Here is a 21,630-nt window from a genome sequence, read left to right as displayed (position 1 = left end):
TTTTACCTACTCACGCGCCGGTCTCAGACTTCACCCCAGAGGTCGTGGCCGTCGGCGCCGGTGATCTTCACGTCGACGAATTCGCCGGCGCGGTAGCGCTGCGAGTGGCGTTGCGCCGGCGCAATATAGACCAGGCCGTCGATCTCGGGCGCGTCCGCCGACGAACGCCCGATGCCGCCTTCCTGATTGACCTCATCCACCAGCACGCGCAGGGTCTGGCCGACCTTGCGCTGCAGCCGGCGCGCCGACACTTCCTCCGCCACTTCCATAAAGCGCGCGCGGCGCTCCTCGCGCACCTCGTCGGGCAGCGCGCCCGGCAGGTCATTGGCGGTGGCGCCCTCGACCGGCGAATAGGCGAAGCAGCCGACGCGATCCAGCTCGGCCTCGGCGATAAAGTCCAGCAGGGTCTGGAACTCGGCCTCGGTCTCCCCCGGGAAGCCCGCGATAAAGGTGCTGCGGATGGTCAGTTCCGGGCAGATCTCGCGCCAGGCGCGGATCCGGTCCATGGTCTTCTCGGCATTGGCCGGGCGCTTCATGCGCTTGAGCACGTCCGGGTGCGCGTGCTGCAGCGGCACATCAAGGTACGGCAGCACATGGCCCTGCGACATCAGCGGGATGATCTCGTCGACGTGCGGATACGGGTAGACGTAGTGCAGGCGCACCCAGGCGCCGTACTGCGCGGCCAGCTCGCCCAGCGCCGCCACCAGCTCCGTCATGCGGGTCTTGAGCGGGCGGCCGTTCCAGAAACCGGTACGGTACTTGACGTCGACACCGTAGGCGCTGGTGTCCTGCGAGATCACCAGCAGTTCCTTGACCCCGGCCTTGAACAGGTTCTCGGCTTCCAGCATGACTTCCGCCACCGGGCGCGACACCAGGTCCCCGCGCATCGACGGAATGATGCAGAACGAGCAGCGGTGGTTGCAGCCCTCGGAGATCTTCAGGTAGGCGTAATGCTTTGGCGTCAGCTTGATGCCGGCGGCGGGCACCAGGTCGGTAAAGGGATCGTGCGGCTTGGGCAGGTGCGTGTGCACCGCCTGCATCACCTCGCCCAGTGCATGGGGGCCGGTCACGGCCAGCACCTTGGGGTGCACCGACGACACGATGTCCTGCCCCGCCGCATCCTTCTTGGCGCCCAGGCAGCCGGTCACGATGACCTTGCCGTTCTCGGTCAGCGCCTCGCCGATGGCGTCCAGGCTCTCCTGCACGGCCTCGTCGATAAAGCCGCAGGTATTGACCACGACCAGGTCGGCGCCGTCATAAGTGCCGCTGATGGCGTAGCCCTCGGCGCGCAGCCGGGTGATGATCTGCTCGGAGTCGACCAGCGCCTTGGGGCAGCCAAGCGAAACGAATCCCACACGCGGACTATGGTCTTTCTGGGTCGTTGATTCTGAAGGGTTTTTCACAGTGCAATCCGAATGTGGGGCAAGCGTGCCGGGACATGGCCGCCAGATTTGAGCCAATCGCGCATTTTAACCGCTCGCCGGGATTTCCCGGCGCCTGACTACACACATGAGGACGCAGGCCGAGGCGATGCCGGGTCAGTCCCGCGCGGGGGCTGCGCCGGGCAGGCTTTCCAGCAATCGCTGGATTTCCAGCGAATCCTGCATGCGCCGGATTGCCGCATGCAGCTCGCCGGCCTGCGGCCATGTCCGTTTGAGGTAGCTGAGCCACAATTTGACGCGCCCGTGCTCATGGCAGGAGGCGATACGGGCATGCAGCTTCTTCAGGTACGCGGAAATCTGGCGCAGCACGAGCGGCCACTCCTCTGCGGACGGCGCGCTGTCCATCAGCCCGCGTATCCGCAGGGCCAGGAAGGGATCGGACACGGCGCCCCGACCTATCATCACGTCGGCACAACCGCTGACGGCCCGGCAGCGCTTCCAGTCGGCCACGGTCCAGACTTCCCCGTTGGCAATGACAGGTATGTCCACCGTAGCCGCAATGCGCGCGATCCATTCCCAGTGAGCCGGCGGCCGGTAGCCATGATCGCGCGTCCGGGCATGCACCACGAGGGACGCCGCGCCGCCTTCCGCCAGCGCGGTGGCGCAGTCGAGCGCCAGCGAGGTATCGGAGACGCCCAGCCGCATTTTTGCCGTCACCGCGATATGGGCCGGCACTGCCGCGCGCACGGCGGTAACGATCCGGTTCAGCACTTCAGGGTTCGCCAGCAGCATGGCGCCGCCGCCGTGGCGGTTGACGACTTTTGCGGGGCAGCCGAAGTTCAGGTCGATGCCATGCGGCGACAGGATTGCGGCATAGGCCGCATTGCGCGCCAGCCATTCCGGATCGCTGCCAAGCAACTGGATCACCATCGGCGTACCGCTACGCGTATAGCCGCCGTCGAGAATTTCCGGGGTATCCCGCTCGTAGACCCGCGCGGGAAGCAGCGAGCCTGTCACGCGGACAAACTCGGACACGCATCCGTCGTATCCCCCCGTGCCGGTCAGCACGTCGCGCAGGACATAGTCGGCAAGCCCCTCCATCGGGGCGAGAAGCAGCCGGCTCATATGAAAGCCTTCGCCGCAACAAGGGCCTTGGCTTCAACCTCGAGTGCCTGACGCATACGTTGGATTTTGGAGGACATTGGGATTCGCGCTGTACCGGCGAGTCCGCGCTATGAGCCGCCAATTAGAGAGCGGGTAACGCCAGATAATGGTCCACGTCACCCGTGCTTGCGTGATTCTTGCGGCACCAGCTGCCGAAAAAGCGCCATTTTACCTGCATCGGGCGTGGCCCTGCATGAGGGAAGGCAATCCGGAATTCGGCACGATCTGGAAGGTAATGCGGGCGCTGGGCATCCGACTGCATGCGAGCGCGGGCTGAACGCGCCCAGGCGGGTACAGCTTGAATTGCCGCAGGAGGCGCGGCGGGCGCGGCGGACCGGGCGGCCCGCCGCCGAAGTCCCTTACTTCTTTTCCTGCTGATTGAACGGGAACGTCCCGAACATATTCTTGGCCTGGCTCTGCATCTGCTCCTGCATCTGCACGAACAGGTTCTTGCTCTGCTCGATGTAGTTGCTCATCATGCCCTGCATCATCGGGCCCTGCATGTTCATGAACTGCGACCACATATCCGGGCTGAAGGCCTCGCCGGAGTACAGGCCCTTGGAGTTCTCGGCCAGCTTGTTCTGGATATCGATAAAGGCCTGGATGTTCTTCTCCAGATAGGTGCCCATCATGCCCTGCATGGCATGGCCGTAGAAGCGGATGATCTGCGACAGCATCGCGCTGGAGAACATCGGCACGCCGCCGGTCTCTTCTTCCAGGATGATCTGCAGCAATATGCTGCGGGTCAGTTCATCCCCGGACTTGGCGTCCACGACCTTGAACTCCTCTGAGTCCATGACGAGCTGTTTGACGTCGGCCAGGGTGATGTAGGTGCTGGTCTGGGTGTCGTAGAGCCTGCGGTTGGGATACTTCTTGATCAGTCGCTCTGCGCCTTTTTTGGTCGTGGCCATCGGTGCTCTGTCCTTGTGTCGTCTGATTGCGCGCTGCTGCACCGCATGGGGTGCAGTGCGCAAATCGGTACCGCCCGCGCCATCTGCTTATTGTCGTGCCGGCCTGATTGCGGACAGTTTGCGGCCTGTTGCGCATTTCGTGCGCTGCGGCCTGCCACCTCGCCCCCGCGAGTGCCGCATTGCACGACTATGGTGCTGGCTGCGCCGCTGCCCTGATTCTATGCCCAACAAAGCACTAAGAAAAGCGACCCGGCTTAAGGAAAACCCGGTAAATCGCCGCTATTGGCGGCGAATGTCGCGCAGGCATAAATGATTCGCGGGCCATGGCGGCCCGCGAAACAGGCGGCGGGATAAAGCGTCCGCCGCCTTGTGCGCCGCGCTGGCTGCACCGCAAAAGGCGGTGCCCGCGCGGCTGCCGACATGGCCGGCAGGTCAGCCCATGTGCAGGCCGCCGTTCAGCGAGAAGTCGGCGCCGGTCGCGAAACCGGACTCCTCCGACGACAGCCAGGCGCAGATCGAGGCGATCTCCTCCGGCTCGCCCAGGCGCTTGACCGGGATGGTGCCGACGATCTTGTCGAGCACGTCCTGGCGGATCGCCTTGACCATGTCAGTGGCGATATAGCCGGGCGACACCGTGTTGACGGTCACGCCCTTGGTCGCCACTTCCTGCGCCAGCGCCATGGTGAAGCCGTGCAGGCCGGCCTTGGCGGTGGAGTAGTTGGTCTGGCCGAACTGCCCCTTCTGCCCGTTCACCGACGAGATGTTGACGATGCGGCCCCAGCCGCGGTCTGCCATGCCATCGATCACCTGCTTGGTGACGTTGAACAGCGAGGTCAGATTGGTGTCGATCACCGCGTCCCAGTCGGCGCGGGTCATCTTGCGGAACACCACGTCGCGCGTGATGCCGGCGTTGTTGATCAGCACATCGATCTCGCCGACCTCGGCCTTGACCTTGTCGAACGCGGTCTTGGTCGAATCCCAGTCAGCGACGTTGCCTTCGGAGGCAACGAAGTCGAAGCCGAGTGCCTTCTGCTGCTCCAGCCACTTTTCGCGGCGCGGCGAGTTGGGGCCGCAGCCGGCCACCACACGAAAGCCATCCTTGGCCAGCCGCTGGCAGATGGCGGTCCCGATGCCGCCCATGCCGCCGGTCACATACGCAATGCGCTGAGTCATGTCCACTCCTTGATTGGCTCTTCGTTATCGTCGCCGGGTCCGCGCCAACCGCGCGCGGGCCCGGACAAACACCTTTAGCTGCGCTCGACTGCCAGCGCCACGCCCATGCCGCCGCCGATGCACAGCGAGGCCAGGCCCTTCTTGGCGTCGCGGCGCTTCATCTCGTGCAGCAGCGTCACCAGGATGCGGCAGCCCGACGCGCCGATCGGGTGGCCGATGGCAATCGCACCGCCGTTCACGTTGACCTTGGAGGTGTCCCAGCCCATCTGCTGGTGCACCGCCAGCGCCTGCGCGGCGAAGGCCTCGTTGATTTCCATCAGGTCCAGGTCCTGCGGCGTCCAGCCAGCACGCGACAGGGCGCGCTTGGAAGCCGGCACCGGGCCCATGCCCATCACCTTGGGATCGACGCCGGCGTTGGCGTAGCTCTTGATCGTCGCCAGCGGCGTCAGGCCCAGTTCCTTGGCCTTGGCCGCCGACATCACCACTACCGCGGCGGCGCCGTCGTTCAGGCCCGAGGCGTTGGCGGCGGTCACCGAGCCGGCCTTGTCGAAGGCGGGCTTCAGGCCGGACATGCTGTCCAGCGTGGCGCCCTGGCGCACGAACTCGTCGGTCTTGAAGGCCACCGGGTCACCCTTGCGCTGCGGGATCAGCACCGGCACGATCTCTTCGTCGAACTTGCCGGCCTTCTGCGCGGCTTCGGCCTTGTTCTGCGAGCCCACCGCGAACTCATCCTGCGCTTCGCGCGTGATGCCGTATTCCTTGGCCACGTTCTCGGCGGTGATGCCCATGTGGTACTGGTTGTACACATCCCACAGGCCGTCGACGATCATGGTGTCGACCAGCTTGGTGTCGCCCATGCGGAACCCGTCGCGCGAGCCCGGCAGCACGTGCGGCGCGGCGCTCATGTTCTCCTGGCCGCCGGCGACCACGATCTCGGCGTCGCCAGACATGATGGCGTTGGCGGCCAGCATCACGGCCTTCAGGCCTGAGCCGCACACCTTGTTGATGGTCATGGCCGGCACCATCGCCGGCAGGCCGGCCTTGATCGAAGCCTGGCGCGCCGGGTTCTGGCCCGAGCCCGCGGTCAGCACTTGCCCCATGATGACTTCGCTGACCTGCTCCGGCTGGATGCCGGCGCGCTCCAGCGCGGCCTTGATGACGATGGCGCCCAGTTCGGGGGCCGGGATCTTGGCCAGCGAGCCGCCAAATTTGCCTACCGCGGTGCGGGCCGCGGAAACGATGACTACGTCGGTCATGTCAATTCCTCTCAATGGAAAAGGGGGGGAACCTGCGCGCCGCCGGCGGCGCCATGGCGCACGCCGGCAATCACGCAGGCATCAAGCCTTGGCCTTGACGTAACGCCCAGGCGCGGGTTCGATGGCGGGATAACGCTTATTGCCGTACTCGGCGGGAGCCGCGCGTTTCGCGCCGGCATGGCCGGCCAGCCATGCGGTCCAGTCCGGCCACCAGCTGCCGTGGTGCTCGGTGGCGCCCGCCAGCCACTGCTGCGGCGACTCCGGCAACGCATCGTTGGTCCAGTGGCTGCGCTTTTTCTTGGCCGGCGGGTTGATCACGCCGGCGATATGCCCGGACGCGCCCAACACGAAGCGCAGCTTGTTGTCCAGCAGCGCGGTCGAGGCATAGGCCGCGGTCCACGGCACGATATGGTCTTCGCGCGAGCCGTAGATATAGGTCGGCACGTCGATGCTGCCCAGGTCGACGGGTGCGTCGCACACGGTCAGCTTGCCCGGCACCTTCAGTTCGTTCTGCAGGTAGGTGTGGCGCAGGTACCAGCAGTACCACGGACCCGGCAGGTTGGTGGCATCGCCGTTCCAGAACAGCAGGTCGAACGGTACCGGCGTGTTGCCCTTCAGGTAGTTGTCGACCACGTAGTTCCACACCAGGTCGTTCGGGCGCAGGAACGAGAACGTGTTGGCCAGCTCGATGCCGCGCAGCAGCGCTGCCGGTGCACCGGCAGCGCCGCCCAGCGTGGCTTCGCGCAGCTGCACATGGGGCTCGTCGACGAACACGTCGAGGATGCCGGTATCGGCAAAGTCGAGCAGAGTCGTCAGCAGCGTCAGGCTGGCCGCGGGCTTCTCGCCACGCGCGGCCAGCACGGCCAGCGCGGTGGAGATGATGGTGCCGCCGACGCAGAAGCCGAGCACGTTGATCTTGTCCTGGCCGCTGATATCACGCGCCACTTCGATGGCGCGGATGGCGGCGTGCTCGATGTAGTCGTCCCAGGTGCGCGACGCCATGCCGGCATCGGGATTGCGCCACGACACCAGGAATACCGTATGGCCCTGCTCCACCACGTGCCGCACCAGCGAGCTTTCAGGCTGCAGGTCGAGGATGTAGTACTTGTTGATGCACGGCGGCACCATCAGCAGTGGGCGCGCGTGCACCTTGTCGGTCAGCGGCTTGTACTGCAGCAGCTGGAAGTACTCGTTCTCATAGACCACCGCGCCTTCGGTCACCGCGACATTGCGGCCGACCTCGAAGGCGGTCTCGTCGGTCTGCGAGATCTTGCCGCGCGTCAGGTCTTCCAGCATGTTGCGCACGCCGGCGCGCAGCGATTCGCCGCCCGACTCGATCAGCAGCCGCTGCGCCTCGGGATTGGTGACGAGGAAGTTGGCCGGCGACATCGCATCGACCCACTGCGAGATCGCAAAGCGGATGCGCTGGCGCGTCTTGGCGTCGGCCTCGACGGCGTCGGCCAGTTCGGTCATGGCCCGCGCGTTGAGCAGGTAGAACGCCGCCGCGAAGCGGAACGGCAGGTTGTTGCGCCACGCATCGCCGGCGAAGCGCCGGTCGTGCAGCGGACCGGCGGCGTCGGGCTTGCCCTCGGCCATGGCCTGCCACAGCGCCGTGAAGTCCTTCATGTAGCGCTTCTGGATATCCGCGAGCTGCGCTGGCTCGATCTTCACGCCGGCCAGCGAATCGAGGCCGGGGATACCAAGTGCGCCAACTGCGCCTGCTGCGCCAAACGGGCCGATTGCCGCGTGGCCGTTACCTTCAGTGCCCTGCCACTGGCGGGACCATTCCAGCCATGTGGCTGGATCGAATGGCCCCGGCGTGAACTTGAACGGTTGGGACTTGCCTTCCTGGGCGGAAGCTGCCGCACCTTTGCCGGTCGCCATGATGTGATTGTCTCTCTGCCGTCACTGTATGAACCGGCTCCGGGACTTAGCCCTGGCCGGCACTTTTGCATAGGGTGATGCTATCCGGATGGACCCGGCTGTGGCCTCCCCCGAATGGGGCGGCTGCCGGCACATCGGCCCTGGAACCAGCGGAGAACGGCCACCGCACACTACGCGGCCTCGCTCTCCGCCCATCCCGATAGCGGCTCCCTTTCCTGCCGTTGCACGCATGCCCGGCATGGCAGCGCCATGCGGTATGCTTGCCGACAAGAAGCTGGGAATCGTCAGCGATTCCGAGACATTTGAAGGCATTGTTGCCTTGCAACGTACGCAATGTCAATGCGTGAATCCGCCGCGCACTTAATACGCTCGCCGACCTACCGGACGGTATGCCGCGCGCACATTTGCCAGGGCCGGAGAGCTTACGCGAGAAGGATGAAATTCTGATGTACATCGTGGCCATTGGCTGGCTCTACGTCGCGCTGATGATGGCGATCACCGAGCACAACGTGGTGGCGGGAGTTGCCACCTTCCTGATGTATGGCATGGCACCGGTGGCGCTGGTGCTTTACATCATGGGCACGCCCGGCCGGCGCCGGCGCAAGGCCGCGGTCGAGCGCGCGCAGGCGGCTGCCGAAGCAGCCGCCCGAAAAACCGTGGTTGGCACGGCCAGGGACAAGGAAGAATAAGACCGCGCGCGGATCAGTCCGCCAGCCAGACCAGGCTGGCCATGCGGCCGGTCACGCCGTCGCGGCGATAGGAATAGAAGCGTTCGGCGTCGGCCACGGTACACGCGTCGCCGCCATAGACGTCGGTGCAGCCGGCACGCGCGAGGCGCGTGCGCGCCAGCGCGTAGATATCGGCCAGATACTTGCCCGGCGCGCCGGCGCGGAACGCGGCAGCGACCGCCGCCTGTTCGTCGGGACGCGCCTGCTGCAGAAAGGCCTCGCGCACCTCGGCACCGACCTCGAACGCATCCGGGCCGATGGCCGGGCCGAGCCATGCCAGCCAGCGCATGGCGCTGCCACCGGCGGCGGCCTGCATGCGCGCCAGCGTAGCTTCGATCACGCCGTTGCACAGGCCGCGCCATCCCGCATGGGCGGCACCCACCACCGTTCCGTGCGCATCGCACAGCAGCACCGGCAGGCAGTCCGCTGTCATCACCGCGCAGACGTGTCCGGGCGCGATGGCCATGCTCGCATCGGCCCGCGGCACCGGATCGCCCGGGGCCGCGACAGGATCGGCCGTTACCACCGCACAGCCATGCACCTGTTCGAGCCAGCGCGGCATCGACGGCAGACTCGTGGCCAGCCGTTCGCGGTTGCGCGCCACGTCGGCGGGATCGTCGCCGACATGCGTGCCCAGGTTCAGCCCGCCAGGCGCGCCACCGGCAAGGCCATACGGGCCCTTGCTGACGCCGCCCCGGCGCGTGGTCGACAACGCCTGGACGCGCGCCGGCGCGGGCCAGTCGGGGACCAGCCAGGCGGGATCAGCGTTCGTCGTCATCGTCGTCACCGTCTTCTGCATCGCCGCTGTATTCCCAGTGCGCCTCGCCGCCCTCCCAGACTTCGTCCCAGGCCTCCTCTTCATCCTCGGCCTGCGCGCTTTCGAAATCGAGCGCGTCGATCAGCGCCTGCAGGTCCTCGGGCGGCTGCGCGGTCCACGACATGTGGCGCCCGGTAGCGGGATGCACCAGCCCGAGCTTGTAGGCATGCAGCGCCTGGCGCTCGTACGGCACCGGCAGCGGCACCCGGATCGCCGGGCGCTGGCCGCGCTGGGTGGCGCGGAAGTAGACCGGGTCGCCCACCAGCGGATGGCCGATGGATTCGAAATGCACGCGGATCTGGTGGGTGCGCCCGGTCTCGAGCTTGCACATCACCATCGACACGAAGCCGCGCCCGAGCGGCACCGTCGCCAGCGTGCGGAAATGCGTGCGCGAAGGCTTGCCGCTGGCCGTGTGCACGATCGCCATGCGCGTGCGCTCGCGCGGGTCGCGCCCGATCGGCGCGTCGATGGTGCCCTCGTCGTAGGTGCGGCCCCATACCAGCGCGATATAGGTACGCTTGACCGTGCGCGCCTGCAGCTGGCGCACCAGGTCGGTCTGCGCGGTCAGCGTGCGCGCCACCACCATCAGGCCGGAGGTTTCCTTGTCGAGCCGGTGCACGATGCCCGCGCGCGGCAGCGCCGCGGCGGCAGGATCGCGATGCAGCAGCCCGTTGAGCACGGTACCGCTCCAGTTGCCGGCGGCGGGATGCACCACCAGCCCGGCGGGCTTGTTGATCACCAGCAGCGTGTCGTCTTCATAGACCACGTCGAGCGGCACGTCCTCGGGCGCGAACGCGTTCGATTCCGGCGCGGCCTGCGGCTGCACCTCGATGCGGTTGCCCATCTGCACCGCGTCGCGCGGGCGGCGCACCTGCCCGTCGACGCGCACGGCGCCGCTTTCGATCCACTGCTGCAGGCGGCTGCGTGAAAACTCGCTGAAGTGACGCGCCAGCAATTTGTCGAGGCGCTCGCCATGCGAGGCGCTGTCCACCTCGAGCGACAGGATTACGGCAGGTTCGGCACCGGCCGCGGCGCTGGCAGGCGCGGCATCGGCAAGATCTTCAAAGTCCTCAGGATCGGCCATGGATGCGGCGGCGCGCACCCTTTCCGGGGGCAGTCCTCCCACGCCGTCGTCCACTGGGGCTTGGGGCTGGGGGGTTGGGCTATAATGCTTGACGCTATTTTTCTTCATCCGGGATACGATCGCCCATGCAATTGCTGAGCATGAAACGCGCTGACTGGCGCGCGACTTTAGGAGCGGTTCTGCTCGCAGGCGGCTGCGTCATGCTGTCGGCATGCGGCCTGCTTGCCGATCAGCCCGACGAGACCGCCGGCTGGTCGGCCAACAAATTATATTCGGAAGCCAAGGACGCACTGGATGGCGGCGACTACACGCGCGCCGTCAAGCTGTATGAAAAGCTCGAGGGTCGCTATCCGTTCGGCCGCTACGCGCAGCAGGCACAGATCGATACCGCCTACGCCAACTACAAGGATGGCGAAACCGCCGCCGCGCTGGCCGCCGTGGATCGCTTTATCCAGCTTCACCCGAACCATCCCAATATCGATTACGCCTACTACCTGAAGGGCCTGATCAACTTCAACGACAACCTCGGCTGGCTCGGCCGCTTCTCCGGCCAGGACCTGAGCGAGCGCGACCCCAAGGCCGCGCGCGCCGCGTACGATGCGTTCCATACGCTGATCACGCGCTACCCGGACAGCAAGTACACCCCTGACGCGACGCTGCGCATGCAGTACATCGTCAACTCGCTGGCCCAGCACGAAGTCCACGCCGCACGCTACTACTACCGGCGCGGTGCCTACCTGGCCGCGGTCAACCGGGCCCAGCAGGCGCTGAAGGACTACGACGGCGCACCGGCCAACGAGGAAGCGCTGTACATCATGATCCGTTCGTACGATGCGATGGGCATGAAGGACCTGCGCGACGACACCGCCCGCGTGATGGAGAAGAATTTCCCCAACAGCGACTTCATCAAGTACGGCGAGCGCCGCAAGGACAAGTCATGGTGGGAAGTGTTCTGAAGCCCGCCGCCTGGCGGCCATAGAAAAACGGGACGTGTCGGAAGACCGTCCCGTTTTTGTTTGCGCCGCGAATCGGCGGCAGCGAGGGGCGTCAGTCCTCCGACGCCTCTTCAGCGCCGGCCCCGGCCTCCGCGACGGCCTCATCCTTGCCCGCGCCGCGCAGCGACTCCAGGAACCGCACCACCGTCGCCGCCTCGCGCGTGCGCGTGAACGGCGGCAGGCTCTGCCAGATCTGGCGGCCGTAGGGCTTCTCCACCAGCCGCGTATCGAAAATCGCCAGTACGCCGCGATCCGATTCCGAGCGGATCAGCCGCCCCGCCCCCTGCTTCAGCGTGATCACCGCATGCGGCAACTGGTGCACGGCGAACGGGCTCAGGCCCTTCTTCTGCAGCACTTCCATGCGCGCGGCCAGCACCGGGTCATCGGGCGGCGCGAATGGCAGCTTGTCGATGATCACCAGCGACAGCGCCTCGCCGCGCACATCCACGCCCTCCCAGAAGCTCTGGCTGCCTACCAGCACCGCATTGCCCAGCTCGCGGAAGCGGTCCAGCAGTTCGGTGCGGCTGGCCTGCCCCTGCACCAGCAGCGGCAGGTTCAGGCCGCGCTCGGCAAAGGCATCGTAGAGCAGGTCCGACGCGCGCTGCACCGCGCGCAGCGTGGTGCACAGCAGGAACGTGCGCCCGCCGGCGGCCTCGATCAGCGGCAGCGCGGCCTGCACCACCGCATCGGTGAACTGCGGAGACTGCGGCGCCGGCATGTCGCGCGGCACGTACAGCAGCCCTTGCTTCGCGTAGTCGAACGGGCTGGGCAGCGTCAGCGAGCGGTCTTTGTCGAGCCCGAGCTGCGCGGCGTAGTGGGTGAAATTGCCCTTTACCGACAGCGTGGCCGACGTGAAGATCCACGCGCGCGGCTGGCCGTCGCGCTGGCGCGTGAAGATCGGCGCGATCGACAGCGGCGTGCGGTGCAGTTGCACGGTCTGGGAGAACACCTCGACCCAGCGCACCGTCTCCGGACCTGCCGGTACCGCGGGCGCCTCCTGGGCCTCGCCTTCCGCTGCTGAGGCCGCGGGTGCGGCAGCCGCTTCGCTGCGCCACGCCGCCAGCTTGTTGGCCAGCTCCAGCGCGCGGCGATGGCATTGCTGCAGCGACTCGGCGCGCTCGGCCTGGCTTTCCAGCATCTCCACGAAACCGGACAGCGCCTCGTCCAGCGCATCCAGCGTTTCGTTGAAGGGCTCGGCGATACGGCGGTCGGCCTCGATCTGGCCCAGCGCCAGGCGCGCGTTGTCCTTGCCGAAGGCCAGGCGCAGGTCGCGCGCGGCGCGTTCCAGCGGCGCGCCCAGCGCCACCCAGTCGACCGCATCGCGCGCATGCGACAGGCCCTCGGCCACGGTGTCGCGGGCGATTTCCAGCAGCTGGCTGGTCGACAGCGTCTCGCCGAAGAACAGCGTGGCGGTCTCGGGGAGCTGGTGCGCCTCGTCGAAGATCACCGTATTGGCTGCCGGCAGCAGCTCCGCCATGCCGGTGTCGCGCAGCACCACGTCGGCAAAGAACAGGTGGTGGTTGACCACCACCACGTCGGCCTGCTGCGCTTCCTTGCGCGCGCGCATCACGAAGCAGTCCTTGTAGTACGGGCATTCCGAGCCCAGGCAGTTGTCGCGCGTGGACGTGACCATCTGCCAGACCGGCGCGTTCTCCGGCACCGAGGCCAGCTCGGCCTTGTCGCCGGTCGACGTCTCCTTGATAAAGCGGCCGATATCGCGCAGCCAGGCCGCGTCCTGGCGCGACGCCAGGCGTCCGCCGGCCTGCGCGCGCTCCAGGTGGTAGTGGCAGACGTAGTTGGCGCGGCCCTTGAGCAGCGACACCGACACCGGCACGTTGAGCGCATGGCGCACCGTGGGGATATCGCGCAGGAACAACTGGTCCTGCAGGTTCTTGGTGCCGGTGGACAGGATCACCTTGCCGCCCCACAGCATCGCCGGCACCAGGTAGGCGTAGGTCTTGCCGGTGCCGGTGCCGGCCTCGACGATCACGGTGTCGCTGTCGGCGATGGCCCCGGCGACGGCCTCGGCCATCTTGTGCTGCGACGCGCGCGGGCGGTAGCCGGGAATGGCCTGCGCCAGCGTGCCGGTATCGGCAAAGATGGTGGCCAGTTCGGCGCTGCGGCTGGCGCCGGCATCCGCCGGGGCGGCGTGCGCTGGTGCGTCGGCGTTGGCGCCGTTGGCGTCGCTCAGGCTGACGTCATCTGACGGCTCAATGGAATCGGAAAGGTCGGACAAGGCTTGGGGAGTCTTTGGTGAGCCACCGGACCATGCCGGGGGCGGACGATGCCGGCAGCGCTCTGCGCTCAGGCCGGCACGTCGGGTTCTAGCTGCAGTTGCAGCAGCGTGATGGCGTCCTTCAGCTTCAGCCGGCGCTTTTTCAGCCGGCGCAGCTGCAGCTCGTCGTGGACGGCATCGTTGGCCAGCCGGTCGATCAGGAAGTCCAGGTCACGGTGCTCGATCTGCAACTCCATGATGCGCCGCTCCAGGGTGTTCAGGTTGCTGTCCATATGCGCCTCCGCTGCGTAGTCACGTGCCGGCGGCTCAGAAGCCGAACGGGCGCGGCGCCGATGCCTGGCCCTGTTGCTCCCTCGCCTTGGCGCGCCGCTCTTCCAGCTCCTTCTGGCGCTGTTCCAGCTCGCGCTGCTTGGCGTCGTAGGCCTTGACGTTTTCCTCCCGCTGGCGGGCCTGCTCGGCGCCCTTCTGTTGCGCCTCCTTCATGCGCGCGTCGAAGTCCGATTGCTTCTTCTCGTAGGCCTGCGCATTGGCGGCGCGCTGCGGCGCTTCGCCCTGGCGTTGCGCTTCGCGCAGCTGCTGCTCCTGCTGCTTCTTCTCGAACGCGTCGCGGCTGGACTGCTCGCTGGCGGCGCGCTGCGGCTGGCTGGCCTCGTACTCGGCGCGGCGCAGCGCCTGTTCGCGGTCTCGCTCGGCGGCGCGGTGCGCGCGTTCGGCCTCGCCCACTTCCAGCTCGCGCTTGCGCAGCACCTGCAGCTCCTCGCGCTGGGTTTCCTTGGCCTTGTCGATGCAGCGATTGACGAAGAACTTGCTGTAGCACTCGCGCTCGGCGGCGGCAAAGCGGTAGTTGGTCCAGGCGCGCGAATCGCCGATGGCCTTGCGTTCGGCACCGAAGTCGCGGGTGGCGCCGGCGGGCGCCGCGGCGGCCGGCGCGGCGGCGGCAGGCGCCGGGGCCTGCGCGCGCACCTCGCGTGCCGGCATCAGCGCGGCGCATGCGGCCACGGCCAGCACGGCCAGCACGGCGACGGGGCAGGCGCTGGAGAGGTAGGATTGGGGCACGTTGGCGAGTGGTGGCATGGCCGGGATGGCCGCCTCGGGGGCGGCCGGCGATGTGGCCTTGGCGGCGGCCGGACGGGGCTTGACGATCATGACCGGATTCTAGCATCCGGGCCGCCCGGCGGCCTGCCTGCAAAGGCACAGAGCGGCGCCCGCCGCACGCCCTTGCGGAACCCTCGCGCGCTTGTGGCAAAATGCCCCGCTTTCGACTGACTGCGTTTCACGCTGCGTTCTCCGATGTCCAACCTGCCCGCATCCGTCTCGCAAAAGATTGTGTCGCTCATCGCGGCCGAGCTGTCCGTCCAGCCTCGCCAGGTCGCGGCGGCCGTGGCGCTGCTCGACGAGGGTGCCACCGTCCCCTTTATCGCCCGCTACCGCAAGGAAGTGACCGGCAACCTGGACGACACGCAGCTTCGCAACCTGGAAGAGCGCCTGCTCTACCTGCGCGACATGGAAGACCGCCGCGCGGCCATCCTGGCGTCGATCCAGGAGCAAGGCAAGCTCACGCCCGAGCTGCAGGCCGCGATCGAGGCCGCCGAAACCAAGCAGGCGCTGGAAGACCTCTACCTGCCCTACAAGCCCAAGCGCCGCACCCGCGCCCAGATCGCGCGCGAATGCGGGCTGGAGCCGCTGGCGCTGGCACTGCTGGCCGATCCCACGCTCGACCCGCAAACCGAGGGCGCGAAGTACGTCAACGGCAATCCCACTGCCGAAGGCGGCGTGCCCGACGTCAAGGCCGCGCTGGACGGCGCCCGCGACATCCTGTCCGAGCAGTTTGGCGAGACCGCCGAGCTGCTGGGCAAGCTGCGCGAGCACCTGTGGACCAACGGCGTGGTGTCTTCCACCGTGATGGAAGGCAAGGAAACCGCCGAGGAAGAGAAGTTCCGCGACTACTACGCCTACAGCGAAACCATCCGCACCGTGCCCTCGCACCGCGCGCTGGCGCTGTTCCGCGGCCGCAATGCGGGCGTACTGATGGTCAAGCTGGGCCTGGGCGAGGAACAGGACGCAATGGTGCCGCATCCGTGCGAAGGCATGATCGCGCGCCATGTCGGCATCCAGCAGCTGGGCCGCCCGGCCGACAAGTGGCTGGGCGACGTGTGCCGCTGGTGCTGGCGCGTCAAGGTGCAGCCGCACCTGGAAACCGAACTGCTGACCCAGCTGCGCGAAACCGCCGAAGGCGAAGCCATCAAAGTGTTCGGCCGCAACCTGCACGAACTGCTGCTGGCCGCGCCCGCCGGTCCCAAGTCAGTGATGGGCGTCGACCCCGGCATCCGCACCGGCTGCAAGATCGCCGTGGTCGACAGCACCGGCAAGCTGCTGGACACCGCCACCATCTACCCGCACGAGCCCCGCCGCGACTGGAACGGCTCGCTCGCCACGCTGGCACGCCTGGCAAAACAGCACAACGTCGCGCTGGTATCGATCGGCAACGGCACCGCCAGCCGCGAGACCGACAAGCTGGTGCAGGACCTGATGAAGCAGATGCCCGAGCTGAAGCTGACCAAGATCGTGGTCAGCGAGGCCGGCGCCTCGGTCTACTCCGCCTCGGAGCTGGCCGCCAAGGAATTCCCGGACCTGGACGTGTCGCTGCGCGGCGCGGTGTCGATCGCGCGCCGGCTGCAGGATCCGCTGGCCGAGCTGGTCAAGATCGATCCCAAGTCGATCGGCGTGGGCCAGTACCAGCATGACGTCAACCAGCGCGAGCTGGCGCGCGCGCTCGACGCCGTGGTCGAGGATTGCGTGAACGCGGTGGGCGTGGACGTCAACACCGCCTCGGCGCCGCTGCTGGCGCGCGTGTCGGGCCTGAACTCGGTGCTGGCGCGCAATATCGTCGAGTTCCGCGATGCCAACGGCGCCTTCCCCAACCGCGCTGCGCTGAAGAAGGTGCCGCGCCTGGGCGACAAGACCTTCGAGCAGGCCGCCGGCTTCCTGCGCATCAATGACGGCGACAACCCGCTGGACCGCTCCTCGGTGCACCCGGAAGCGTATCCGGTGGTGCAGCGCATCCTGGACCACATCAAGAAGGGCCTGCGCGATGTGATGGGCAACCGCGACGCGCTGCGCGGGCTGTCGCCGGAGAAATTCACCGACGAGTCGTTCGGCCTGCCGACGGTGCGCGACATCCTGTCCGAACTGGAAAAGCCGGGCCGCGACCCGCGCCCCGAGTTCAAGACCGCGACCTTCCAGGAAGGCGTGGAAGATGTGAAGGACCTGCAGCCCGGCATGGTGCTGGAAGGCGTCGTCACCAACGTGGCGGCCTTTGGCGCCTTTGTCGATATCGGCGTGCACCAGGACGGGCTGGTTCATATCTCGGCGCTGTCGAACAAGTTCGTCAAGGACGCGCATGAGGTGGTCAAGGCCGGCCAGATCGTCAAGGTCAAGGTGATGGAGGTCGACGTCAAGCGCAACCGCATTGGCCTGTCGATGCGGCTGGACGACGAGCCGGGCCAGGCCGCGGCGCGCGCCGGCGGCGACCGTGGTGACCGCGGTGGCCAGCGCAACGGCGGTGGCAAGGGCTTCAACGGCGGCCGCCGCGAGCAGGAGCCGGCGGGCGCAATGGCCGCGGCCTTCGCCAAGCTCAAGCGCTAAGCCGCACGCAAAGGCCAGCACGCCCCGCACGGGAAACCGTGCGGGGCGTTTTCTTTGTCAGCCGCCGTGCGCGATCCGTACCGCCAATCCCTTGCCGGCGCCGTCGATGCGGTTGGCAAACGCAATCTCCAGCCCATGCAGCCGCGCCACGCGCTGCGCGATGGAAATGCCGAGCCCATGCCCCTGCTCGCGCTGCCCGCCTCCGCCACGGAAAAAGCGGTCGCCCAGCCGCGCCAGCACATCCGGCGCGACGCCGGGCCCCTGGTCGCGCACGGTGATGCCATCGGGCTGGAAATCGACCGTCACCAGCGCGCCCGGCGGGCTGTAGCGGATGGCGTTGTCGAGCAGGTTGCGCAACATCAGCGACAGCAGGCTGGCATCGCCCGCCACCGGCAGCGGCGCCTGCCCCTGCGCCGGCCATTCCAGTTCCACATCGACCTGCTTCTGCCGGGCCAGCCCCAGGCAATCTGACAGCGCCTGCTGCGCCACCGGCAGCCAGCCCACCGGCTGGCGCGACGGCAGCGTGGAAGCGTCCTCCAGCCGGCTCAGCGTCAGCAACTGCGACACCAGCCGGCTGATGCGGTCGATGCCGGACGCCACGTTGGCGCGCGCCTGCGCGCGTTCCGCGGCATCGGGCGAACGCTCGGCGATCTCCCATTGCGCCTTCAGCGCGGCCAGCGGCGTGCGCATCTCGTGCGCCGCGTCGGCGGTCAGGCGCCGCTCGTGTTCGATCGAATCCGATACGCGCGCCAGCAGCCGGTTCATCGCATGGACCAGCGGCACCAGTTCGCCGGGCACGGCCTCGAGGCTGAGGGGACGGCGGTCGTCGGGCGTGCGGCCTTCGATATCCGCCGACAGCTCCCGCACCGGCGCCAGCGCGCGCCGCATAAACCAGATCATCAAGCCGATCAGCACCGGCAGTCCCGCGGCCCACGGCACCACCTGCGCGGCGATATAGGACACGATCAGCTCGTTGCGCTCGCCGAGCTGCTGGCCGACGCAGACGCGCCAGCCGGTATCGGGATCGTCGAGGTAGTACAGCCGCCACGGCTGGCGCTCGATGGTGACGTCGGTAAAGCCCTTGACGCCTTCGGCGCGCGGCAGCTTGTCGCCGTCGGGATCGATATGCAGCGGCTTGCCGTCCGGCAGCCACGCGGCGATGGCGAGGTCGCCCAGCCCGGCATCGCCCTGGTCGCCGTCCTGTAGCGGCGGCACCCGCGTGCGCGACGGCGCCGCGCGTACATCCACCAGCGGCACCACTGAATGCATCTGCAGCGCCATGCGCACCATGTCGGTGTCATAGAGTTCGTTGATCTCGTGCCGGGCGCGCACATAGGTCATGCCGATGGTCAGCAGCCACACCACCGGCGCGGCGATCAGCACCGCCAGGATCAGCCGGCGCTGCAGCGTCATGTGCAGTCCTCCGCCGCGCCCAGCGTGTAGCCCGCGCCGCGAAAGGTGCGCACGATCTTCGGATGGATCTTGCGCCGCAGGTGGTGGATATGGACTTCCAGCGCATTGCTTTCGATGCCGCCCTGCCAGTCGTAGAGCTTGTCGCGCAGCAGGTCGCGCGTCAGCAGACGGTTCGGGTGCGCCAGCAGCAGTTCCAGCAGCATGGCTTCGCGGCTGGTCAGCTCCACCGGCTGGCCCTGCCAGTAAGCCTGGCGCGCGGCCGGGTGGAACTCCAGCGCGCCGTGCTTCCACACCGGCGACGACAGCCCCGCGGCGCGGCGCGTCACGGCGCGCAGGCGCGCGGCCAGTTCATCGAGCGCGACCGGCTTGACCAGGTAGTCGTCGGCGCCCGCGTCGAGCCCGCCGATACGGCTTTCGATCGCATCGCGCGCCGTCAGCACGATCACCGGGAAGCGGCAGCCGCGTGTGCGCCACCGCGCCAGCAGCGCCATGCCGTCCTCGCCGGGCAGGCCGAGGTCCAGCACCACGGCGTCGTAGCCGACCACGCCGAGTGCGTGGTCGGCTTCAGCGCCGGTGGCGAACCAGTCGACCGCGTAGTCGAGCAGTTGCAGGCCGCGGCGCAGGCCGTCGCCGAGCATGGGGTCGTCTTCGACGATAAGGATTCGCATGGTGTGGTAGTGCGTGCTGCCGATTGCCGGGAGGGCGGCGCCGTGCTTGCCGCGTATCACGGCATTCTGCACGTGCCGGCTTAATGTGCCATTAAGGTTGCGCGCGTATTCTCGCGCTCACTCGCCCAGGCTCGTGTTCCAGTCAACGCCGCACCTGCCCATAGCGTGGACAAAACCTCCCCACTGCCAGCCAGCACCCGCCTTTGCCGTCACACCCGCCTACCGGCCGCGCCATTCCCGCCATGCTGCGACGTCCCCATCGCCTTGCCGCCGAACCGGCGCTGGTCACGGCGCGGCCCGCCGTACCGTGGCATGCCGCGCGCCTCGGCGGCCTGCCCGCATTGACGGTGGCGCTGGTAGCGCTGACATTCGCGCTGCTGTGGTTCGGCACGCTGGGGGTGCGCCATCTGCTCGGCCCCGACGAAGGCCGCTATGCCGAGATCGCGCGCGAGATGCTGACCACCGGCGACTGGGTCACGATCCGCTACAACGGCCTGAAGTACTTCGAGAAGCCGCCCTTCCACCTGTGGATGACGGCGCTGTCGTACACGCTGTTCGGCGTCGGCGCATGGCAGGCGCGGCTGTGCGTGGCGCTCGCGGGCGCCCTCGGGCTGGGCGCGTCGATGCTGGCCGCGGCGCGCTGGTTCGGCGCGCGCGCCGGGCTGATGACCGGGCTGGTGCTGGCCTCGGCGCCGATGTGGAATGTCGCCGCGCACTTCAATACGCTCGACATGACGCTGTCCGGCATCCTGGCCTGCGTGCTGGCGAGCATGCTGCTGGCCCAGCACCCGGCCGCGACGCCGGCGGCAAGCCGCAACTGGATGCTGGCGTGCTGGGCGGCGATGGGCGTCGCGGTGCTGACCAAGGGGCTGGTGGGGCTGGTACTGCCGGGGCTGGTGCTGGTGGTCTACACCTGCGTGACGCGCGACCTCGCGCTGTGGCGCCGCCTGCATGCCCCCGCCGGCATCGCGCTGATGCTAGTGGTGGCGTTGCCGTGGTACTGGCTGGTGGCGCGGCGCAACCCGGAATTCCTGCGCTTTTTCTTTATCCATGAGCACTGGCAGCGCTACACGTCGACCGTGCATGCGCGCAAGGGCGCGCTGTGGTACTTCGTGCCGCTGGTGGTGGGCGGTTTCCTGCCTTGGCTGGGGTTGCTGCCCGGCATGGTGCGCGCGGTCAGGCAACGTGTCGGCGTCGCTGGCGCAGGTGCTTCACGGCCGTTCGAGCCGGCATTGATGGCGGCGCTGTGGGCGGTATCGATCTTCGTCTTCTTCAGCCTGTCGGGGTCGAAATTGCCCGGCTATATCCTGCCCGTGTTCCCGGCACTGGGAATCCTGGCCGGCGTGGCGCTGGCGCGGACCGATGAGCGCGCCTGGGTCCGGCAATTGCGCGCGACGCTGGTCGTGGGCGCGCTCGGGCTGCTGGCGAGTCCCTACGTGGCCACGCTTGATTCCAACAACACCCCCAATGCGCTGTACCGCGCCTATGCCGTGTGGGCGGCGCTGGCATTCGCGCTGGTGCTGGCCAGCGCCGGGGCGGGCCTGTGGCTGCTGCGCCGGCGCGGCCGCATGGCCAGTATCGCGGCCTATGCGCTCGGCATGCTGCTGGCCTTCTGCACCGCCCTGCTCGGCCATGAAGCCATCGGCCGCTCGGCGTCGGGCATCGACATGGTCGCGCCGATCGAGCGCGTGCTGCGCCCCGGCATGCCGCTTTATGGCGTCGACCTGCTCGACCATACGCTGCCGTTCTACCTGCATCATCCGCTGACCATGGTGGCGCAGGCCGACGAACTGTCGTTCGGCACCGAGCAAGAGCCGCAAAAGTGGCTGCCGACTGTCGATGCCTTTGTCGAGGCCTGGCAGCACGGTCCGCGCGCGATCGCGCTGCTGTCGCCGCAGACCTATGCCGAACTCAGCGCGCGCGTGCCGATGCATGTGGTCGCGCGCGACTGGCGCCGCGTGGCCGTTTCCAACTTCCCTGTCGCCGGCGGGCGCTGACCACGCCGGCACGATTCAATCCCCATGCCATCGTCAAACTTAATGCAAGGCAAGAAAGTACTGATCCTCGGCGTCAACGGCTTTATCGGCCACCACCTGACGCGCCGCATCTTGGAAACCACGCCGTGGGAAGTCTACGGCATGGACATGTCCACGGACCGTCTGGGCGACCTCGTCGACCACCCGCGCATGCACTTCTTCGAAGGTGACATCACCATCAACAAGGAGTGGATCGAGTACAACATCCGCAAGTGCGACGTGGTGCTGCCGCTGGTGG

Annotated in this window: 18 protein-coding genes; 5 read left to right on the top strand and 13 right to left on the bottom strand. The window is 67.6% G+C overall.

What is annotated here, in order from left to right:
* Positions 1-23 precede the first annotated feature (23 nt).
* From rimO to phaC, 6 genes are all read right to left on the bottom strand, one after another.
* Complete coding sequence (gene rimO / locus AB1I47_RS22000) at positions 24-1,403, bottom strand: 30S ribosomal protein S12 methylthiotransferase RimO (protein WP_354685836.1); 1,380 nt, start codon at positions 1,401-1,403, stop codon at positions 24-26.
* A 135-nt stretch (positions 1,404-1,538) separates the two neighbouring features.
* Positions 1,539-2,507, bottom strand: coding sequence for a tRNA dihydrouridine synthase (locus AB1I47_RS21995; RefSeq protein WP_354685835.1), 969 nt, complete (start codon positions 2,505-2,507; stop codon positions 1,539-1,541).
* A 398-nt stretch (positions 2,508-2,905) separates the two neighbouring features.
* Entirely contained in the window at positions 2,906-3,457 is a 552-nt protein-coding gene (phaR, locus tag AB1I47_RS21990; protein WP_354685834.1) for a polyhydroxyalkanoate synthesis repressor PhaR, read from the bottom strand.
* Between the two features lie 432 nt (positions 3,458-3,889).
* Entirely contained in the window at positions 3,890-4,630 is a 741-nt protein-coding gene (locus AB1I47_RS21985; protein WP_354685833.1) for a 3-ketoacyl-ACP reductase, read from the bottom strand.
* Between the two features lie 74 nt (positions 4,631-4,704).
* Positions 4,705-5,886 (bottom strand): acetyl-CoA C-acetyltransferase, encoded by a 1,182-nt coding sequence (locus AB1I47_RS21980; protein ID WP_354685832.1) that lies wholly within the window; start codon positions 5,884-5,886, stop codon positions 4,705-4,707.
* 81 nt (positions 5,887-5,967) lie between these two features.
* Positions 5,968-7,770 carry a class I poly(R)-hydroxyalkanoic acid synthase gene (gene phaC, locus AB1I47_RS21975; RefSeq protein ID WP_354685831.1) on the bottom strand — a complete coding sequence of 601 codons (1,803 nt, stop codon included), beginning with the start codon at positions 7,768-7,770 and terminating at the stop codon, positions 5,968-5,970.
* A 446-nt stretch (positions 7,771-8,216) separates the two neighbouring features.
* On the opposite strand from phaC, the gene AB1I47_RS21970 reads away from it, so the two are divergent.
* Positions 8,217-8,459 carry a hypothetical protein gene (locus AB1I47_RS21970; protein ID WP_354685830.1) on the top strand — a complete coding sequence of 81 codons (243 nt, stop codon included), beginning with the start codon at positions 8,217-8,219 and terminating at the stop codon, positions 8,457-8,459.
* A 13-nt stretch (positions 8,460-8,472) separates the two neighbouring features.
* Here the strand turns inward: AB1I47_RS21970 and pgeF are convergent, their stop codons facing one another.
* Positions 8,473-9,276: a peptidoglycan editing factor PgeF gene (pgeF, locus tag AB1I47_RS21965; RefSeq protein WP_354685829.1), complete on the bottom strand. Its 804-nt coding sequence runs from the start codon at positions 9,274-9,276 to the stop codon at positions 8,473-8,475.
* Entirely contained in the window at positions 9,260-10,507 is a 1,248-nt protein-coding gene (locus tag AB1I47_RS21960; protein WP_407935881.1) for an RluA family pseudouridine synthase, read from the bottom strand. The genes pgeF and AB1I47_RS21960 overlap by 17 nt, the downstream gene beginning before the upstream one ends.
* Before the next feature lie 17 nt (positions 10,508-10,524).
* On the opposite strand from AB1I47_RS21960, the gene AB1I47_RS21955 reads away from it, so the two are divergent.
* Positions 10,525-11,355 carry an outer membrane protein assembly factor BamD gene (locus AB1I47_RS21955; RefSeq protein WP_354685827.1) on the top strand — a complete coding sequence of 277 codons (831 nt, stop codon included), beginning with the start codon at positions 10,525-10,527 and terminating at the stop codon, positions 11,353-11,355.
* 91 nt (positions 11,356-11,446) lie between these two features.
* Here the strand turns inward: AB1I47_RS21955 and AB1I47_RS21950 are convergent, their stop codons facing one another.
* From AB1I47_RS21950 to AB1I47_RS21940, 3 genes are all read right to left on the bottom strand, one after another.
* Positions 11,447-13,630, bottom strand: coding sequence for a DNA repair helicase YoaA (locus AB1I47_RS21950; RefSeq protein ID WP_354685826.1), 2,184 nt, complete (start codon positions 13,628-13,630; stop codon positions 11,447-11,449).
* A gap of 68 nt (positions 13,631-13,698) precedes the next feature.
* Positions 13,699-13,902: a DUF465 domain-containing protein gene (locus AB1I47_RS21945; RefSeq protein ID WP_010810139.1), complete on the bottom strand. Its 204-nt coding sequence runs from the start codon at positions 13,900-13,902 to the stop codon at positions 13,699-13,701.
* A gap of 34 nt (positions 13,903-13,936) precedes the next feature.
* Entirely contained in the window at positions 13,937-14,776 is an 840-nt protein-coding gene (locus tag AB1I47_RS21940; protein ID WP_354685825.1) for a hypothetical protein, read from the bottom strand.
* Positions 14,777-14,920: 144 nt separating this feature from the next.
* Here AB1I47_RS21940 and AB1I47_RS21935 point away from each other — a divergent pair, with 144 nt between their 5' ends.
* Positions 14,921-17,275, top strand: a complete 2,355-nt coding sequence (locus AB1I47_RS21935; RefSeq protein ID WP_354685824.1) for a Tex family protein — start codon at positions 14,921-14,923, stop codon at positions 17,273-17,275.
* A 57-nt stretch (positions 17,276-17,332) separates the two neighbouring features.
* Here AB1I47_RS21935 and AB1I47_RS21930 read toward each other — a convergent pair whose 3' ends face one another.
* Both AB1I47_RS21930 and AB1I47_RS21925 read right to left on the bottom strand, forming a co-directional pair.
* A complete protein-coding gene (locus AB1I47_RS21930; protein WP_354685823.1) occupies positions 17,333-18,688 on the bottom strand; it encodes an ATP-binding protein in 1,356 nt (451 codons plus the stop codon).
* Positions 18,685-19,356, bottom strand: coding sequence for a response regulator (locus AB1I47_RS21925; protein WP_354685822.1), 672 nt, complete (start codon positions 19,354-19,356; stop codon positions 18,685-18,687). Before AB1I47_RS21925 ends, AB1I47_RS21930 begins: the two co-directional genes overlap by 4 nt.
* A gap of 242 nt (positions 19,357-19,598) precedes the next feature.
* Here AB1I47_RS21925 and AB1I47_RS21920 point away from each other — a divergent pair, with 242 nt between their 5' ends.
* Complete coding sequence (locus tag AB1I47_RS21920) at positions 19,599-21,353, top strand: glycosyltransferase family 39 protein (RefSeq protein ID WP_354685821.1); 1,755 nt, start codon at positions 19,599-19,601, stop codon at positions 21,351-21,353.
* 42 nt (positions 21,354-21,395) lie between these two features.
* Positions 21,396-21,630, top strand: a 235-nt coding sequence (locus AB1I47_RS21915; protein WP_354685866.1) for an NAD-dependent epimerase/dehydratase family protein, incomplete at its 3' end; no start/stop codon positions are given.

The sequence above is a fragment of the Cupriavidus necator genome (assembly GCF_040578825.1).
GTDB classification, from domain to species: domain Bacteria; phylum Pseudomonadota; class Gammaproteobacteria; order Burkholderiales; family Burkholderiaceae; genus Cupriavidus; species Cupriavidus necator_E.
Note: the sequence above shows the minus strand (reverse complement) of the source record. Positions and strands in the feature narration are given on the sequence as shown.

Excerpts from the sequence above, each read along its gene's own strand:
- AB1I47_RS21995 (WP_354685835.1), bottom strand. The coding sequence starts at position 2,507 with ATGAGCCGGCTGCTTCTCGCCCCGATGGAGGGGCTTGCCGACTATGTC.
- AB1I47_RS21980 (WP_354685832.1), bottom strand. The coding sequence starts at position 5,886 with ATGACCGACGTAGTCATCGTTTCCGCGGCCCGCACCGCGGTAGGCAAA.
- pgeF (WP_354685829.1), bottom strand. The coding sequence starts at position 9,276 with ATGACGACGAACGCTGATCCCGCCTGGCTGGTCCCCGACTGGCCCGCG.
- phaR (WP_354685834.1), bottom strand. The coding sequence starts at position 3,457 with ATGGCCACGACCAAAAAAGGCGCAGAGCGACTGATCAAGAAGTATCCC.
- AB1I47_RS21925 (WP_354685822.1), bottom strand. The coding sequence starts at position 19,356 with ATGCGAATCCTTATCGTCGAAGACGACCCCATGCTCGGCGACGGCCTG.
- AB1I47_RS21985 (WP_354685833.1), bottom strand. The coding sequence starts at position 4,630 with ATGACTCAGCGCATTGCGTATGTGACCGGCGGCATGGGCGGCATCGGG.
- AB1I47_RS21960 (WP_407935881.1), bottom strand. The coding sequence starts at position 10,507 with ATGAAGAAAAATAGCGTCAAGCATTATAGCCCAACCCCCCAGCCCCAA.
- AB1I47_RS21935 (WP_354685824.1), top strand. The coding sequence starts at position 14,921 with ATGTCCAACCTGCCCGCATCCGTCTCGCAAAAGATTGTGTCGCTCATC.
- AB1I47_RS21970 (WP_354685830.1), top strand. The coding sequence starts at position 8,217 with ATGTACATCGTGGCCATTGGCTGGCTCTACGTCGCGCTGATGATGGCG.
- AB1I47_RS21955 (WP_354685827.1), top strand. The coding sequence starts at position 10,525 with ATGCAATTGCTGAGCATGAAACGCGCTGACTGGCGCGCGACTTTAGGA.
- AB1I47_RS21930 (WP_354685823.1), bottom strand. The coding sequence starts at position 18,688 with ATGACGCTGCAGCGCCGGCTGATCCTGGCGGTGCTGATCGCCGCGCCG.
- AB1I47_RS21945 (WP_010810139.1), bottom strand. The coding sequence starts at position 13,902 with ATGGACAGCAACCTGAACACCCTGGAGCGGCGCATCATGGAGTTGCAG.
- AB1I47_RS21920 (WP_354685821.1), top strand. The coding sequence starts at position 19,599 with ATGCTGCGACGTCCCCATCGCCTTGCCGCCGAACCGGCGCTGGTCACG.
- phaC (WP_354685831.1), bottom strand. The coding sequence starts at position 7,770 with ATGGCGACCGGCAAAGGTGCGGCAGCTTCCGCCCAGGAAGGCAAGTCC.
- AB1I47_RS21940 (WP_354685825.1), bottom strand. The coding sequence starts at position 14,776 with ATGATCGTCAAGCCCCGTCCGGCCGCCGCCAAGGCCACATCGCCGGCC.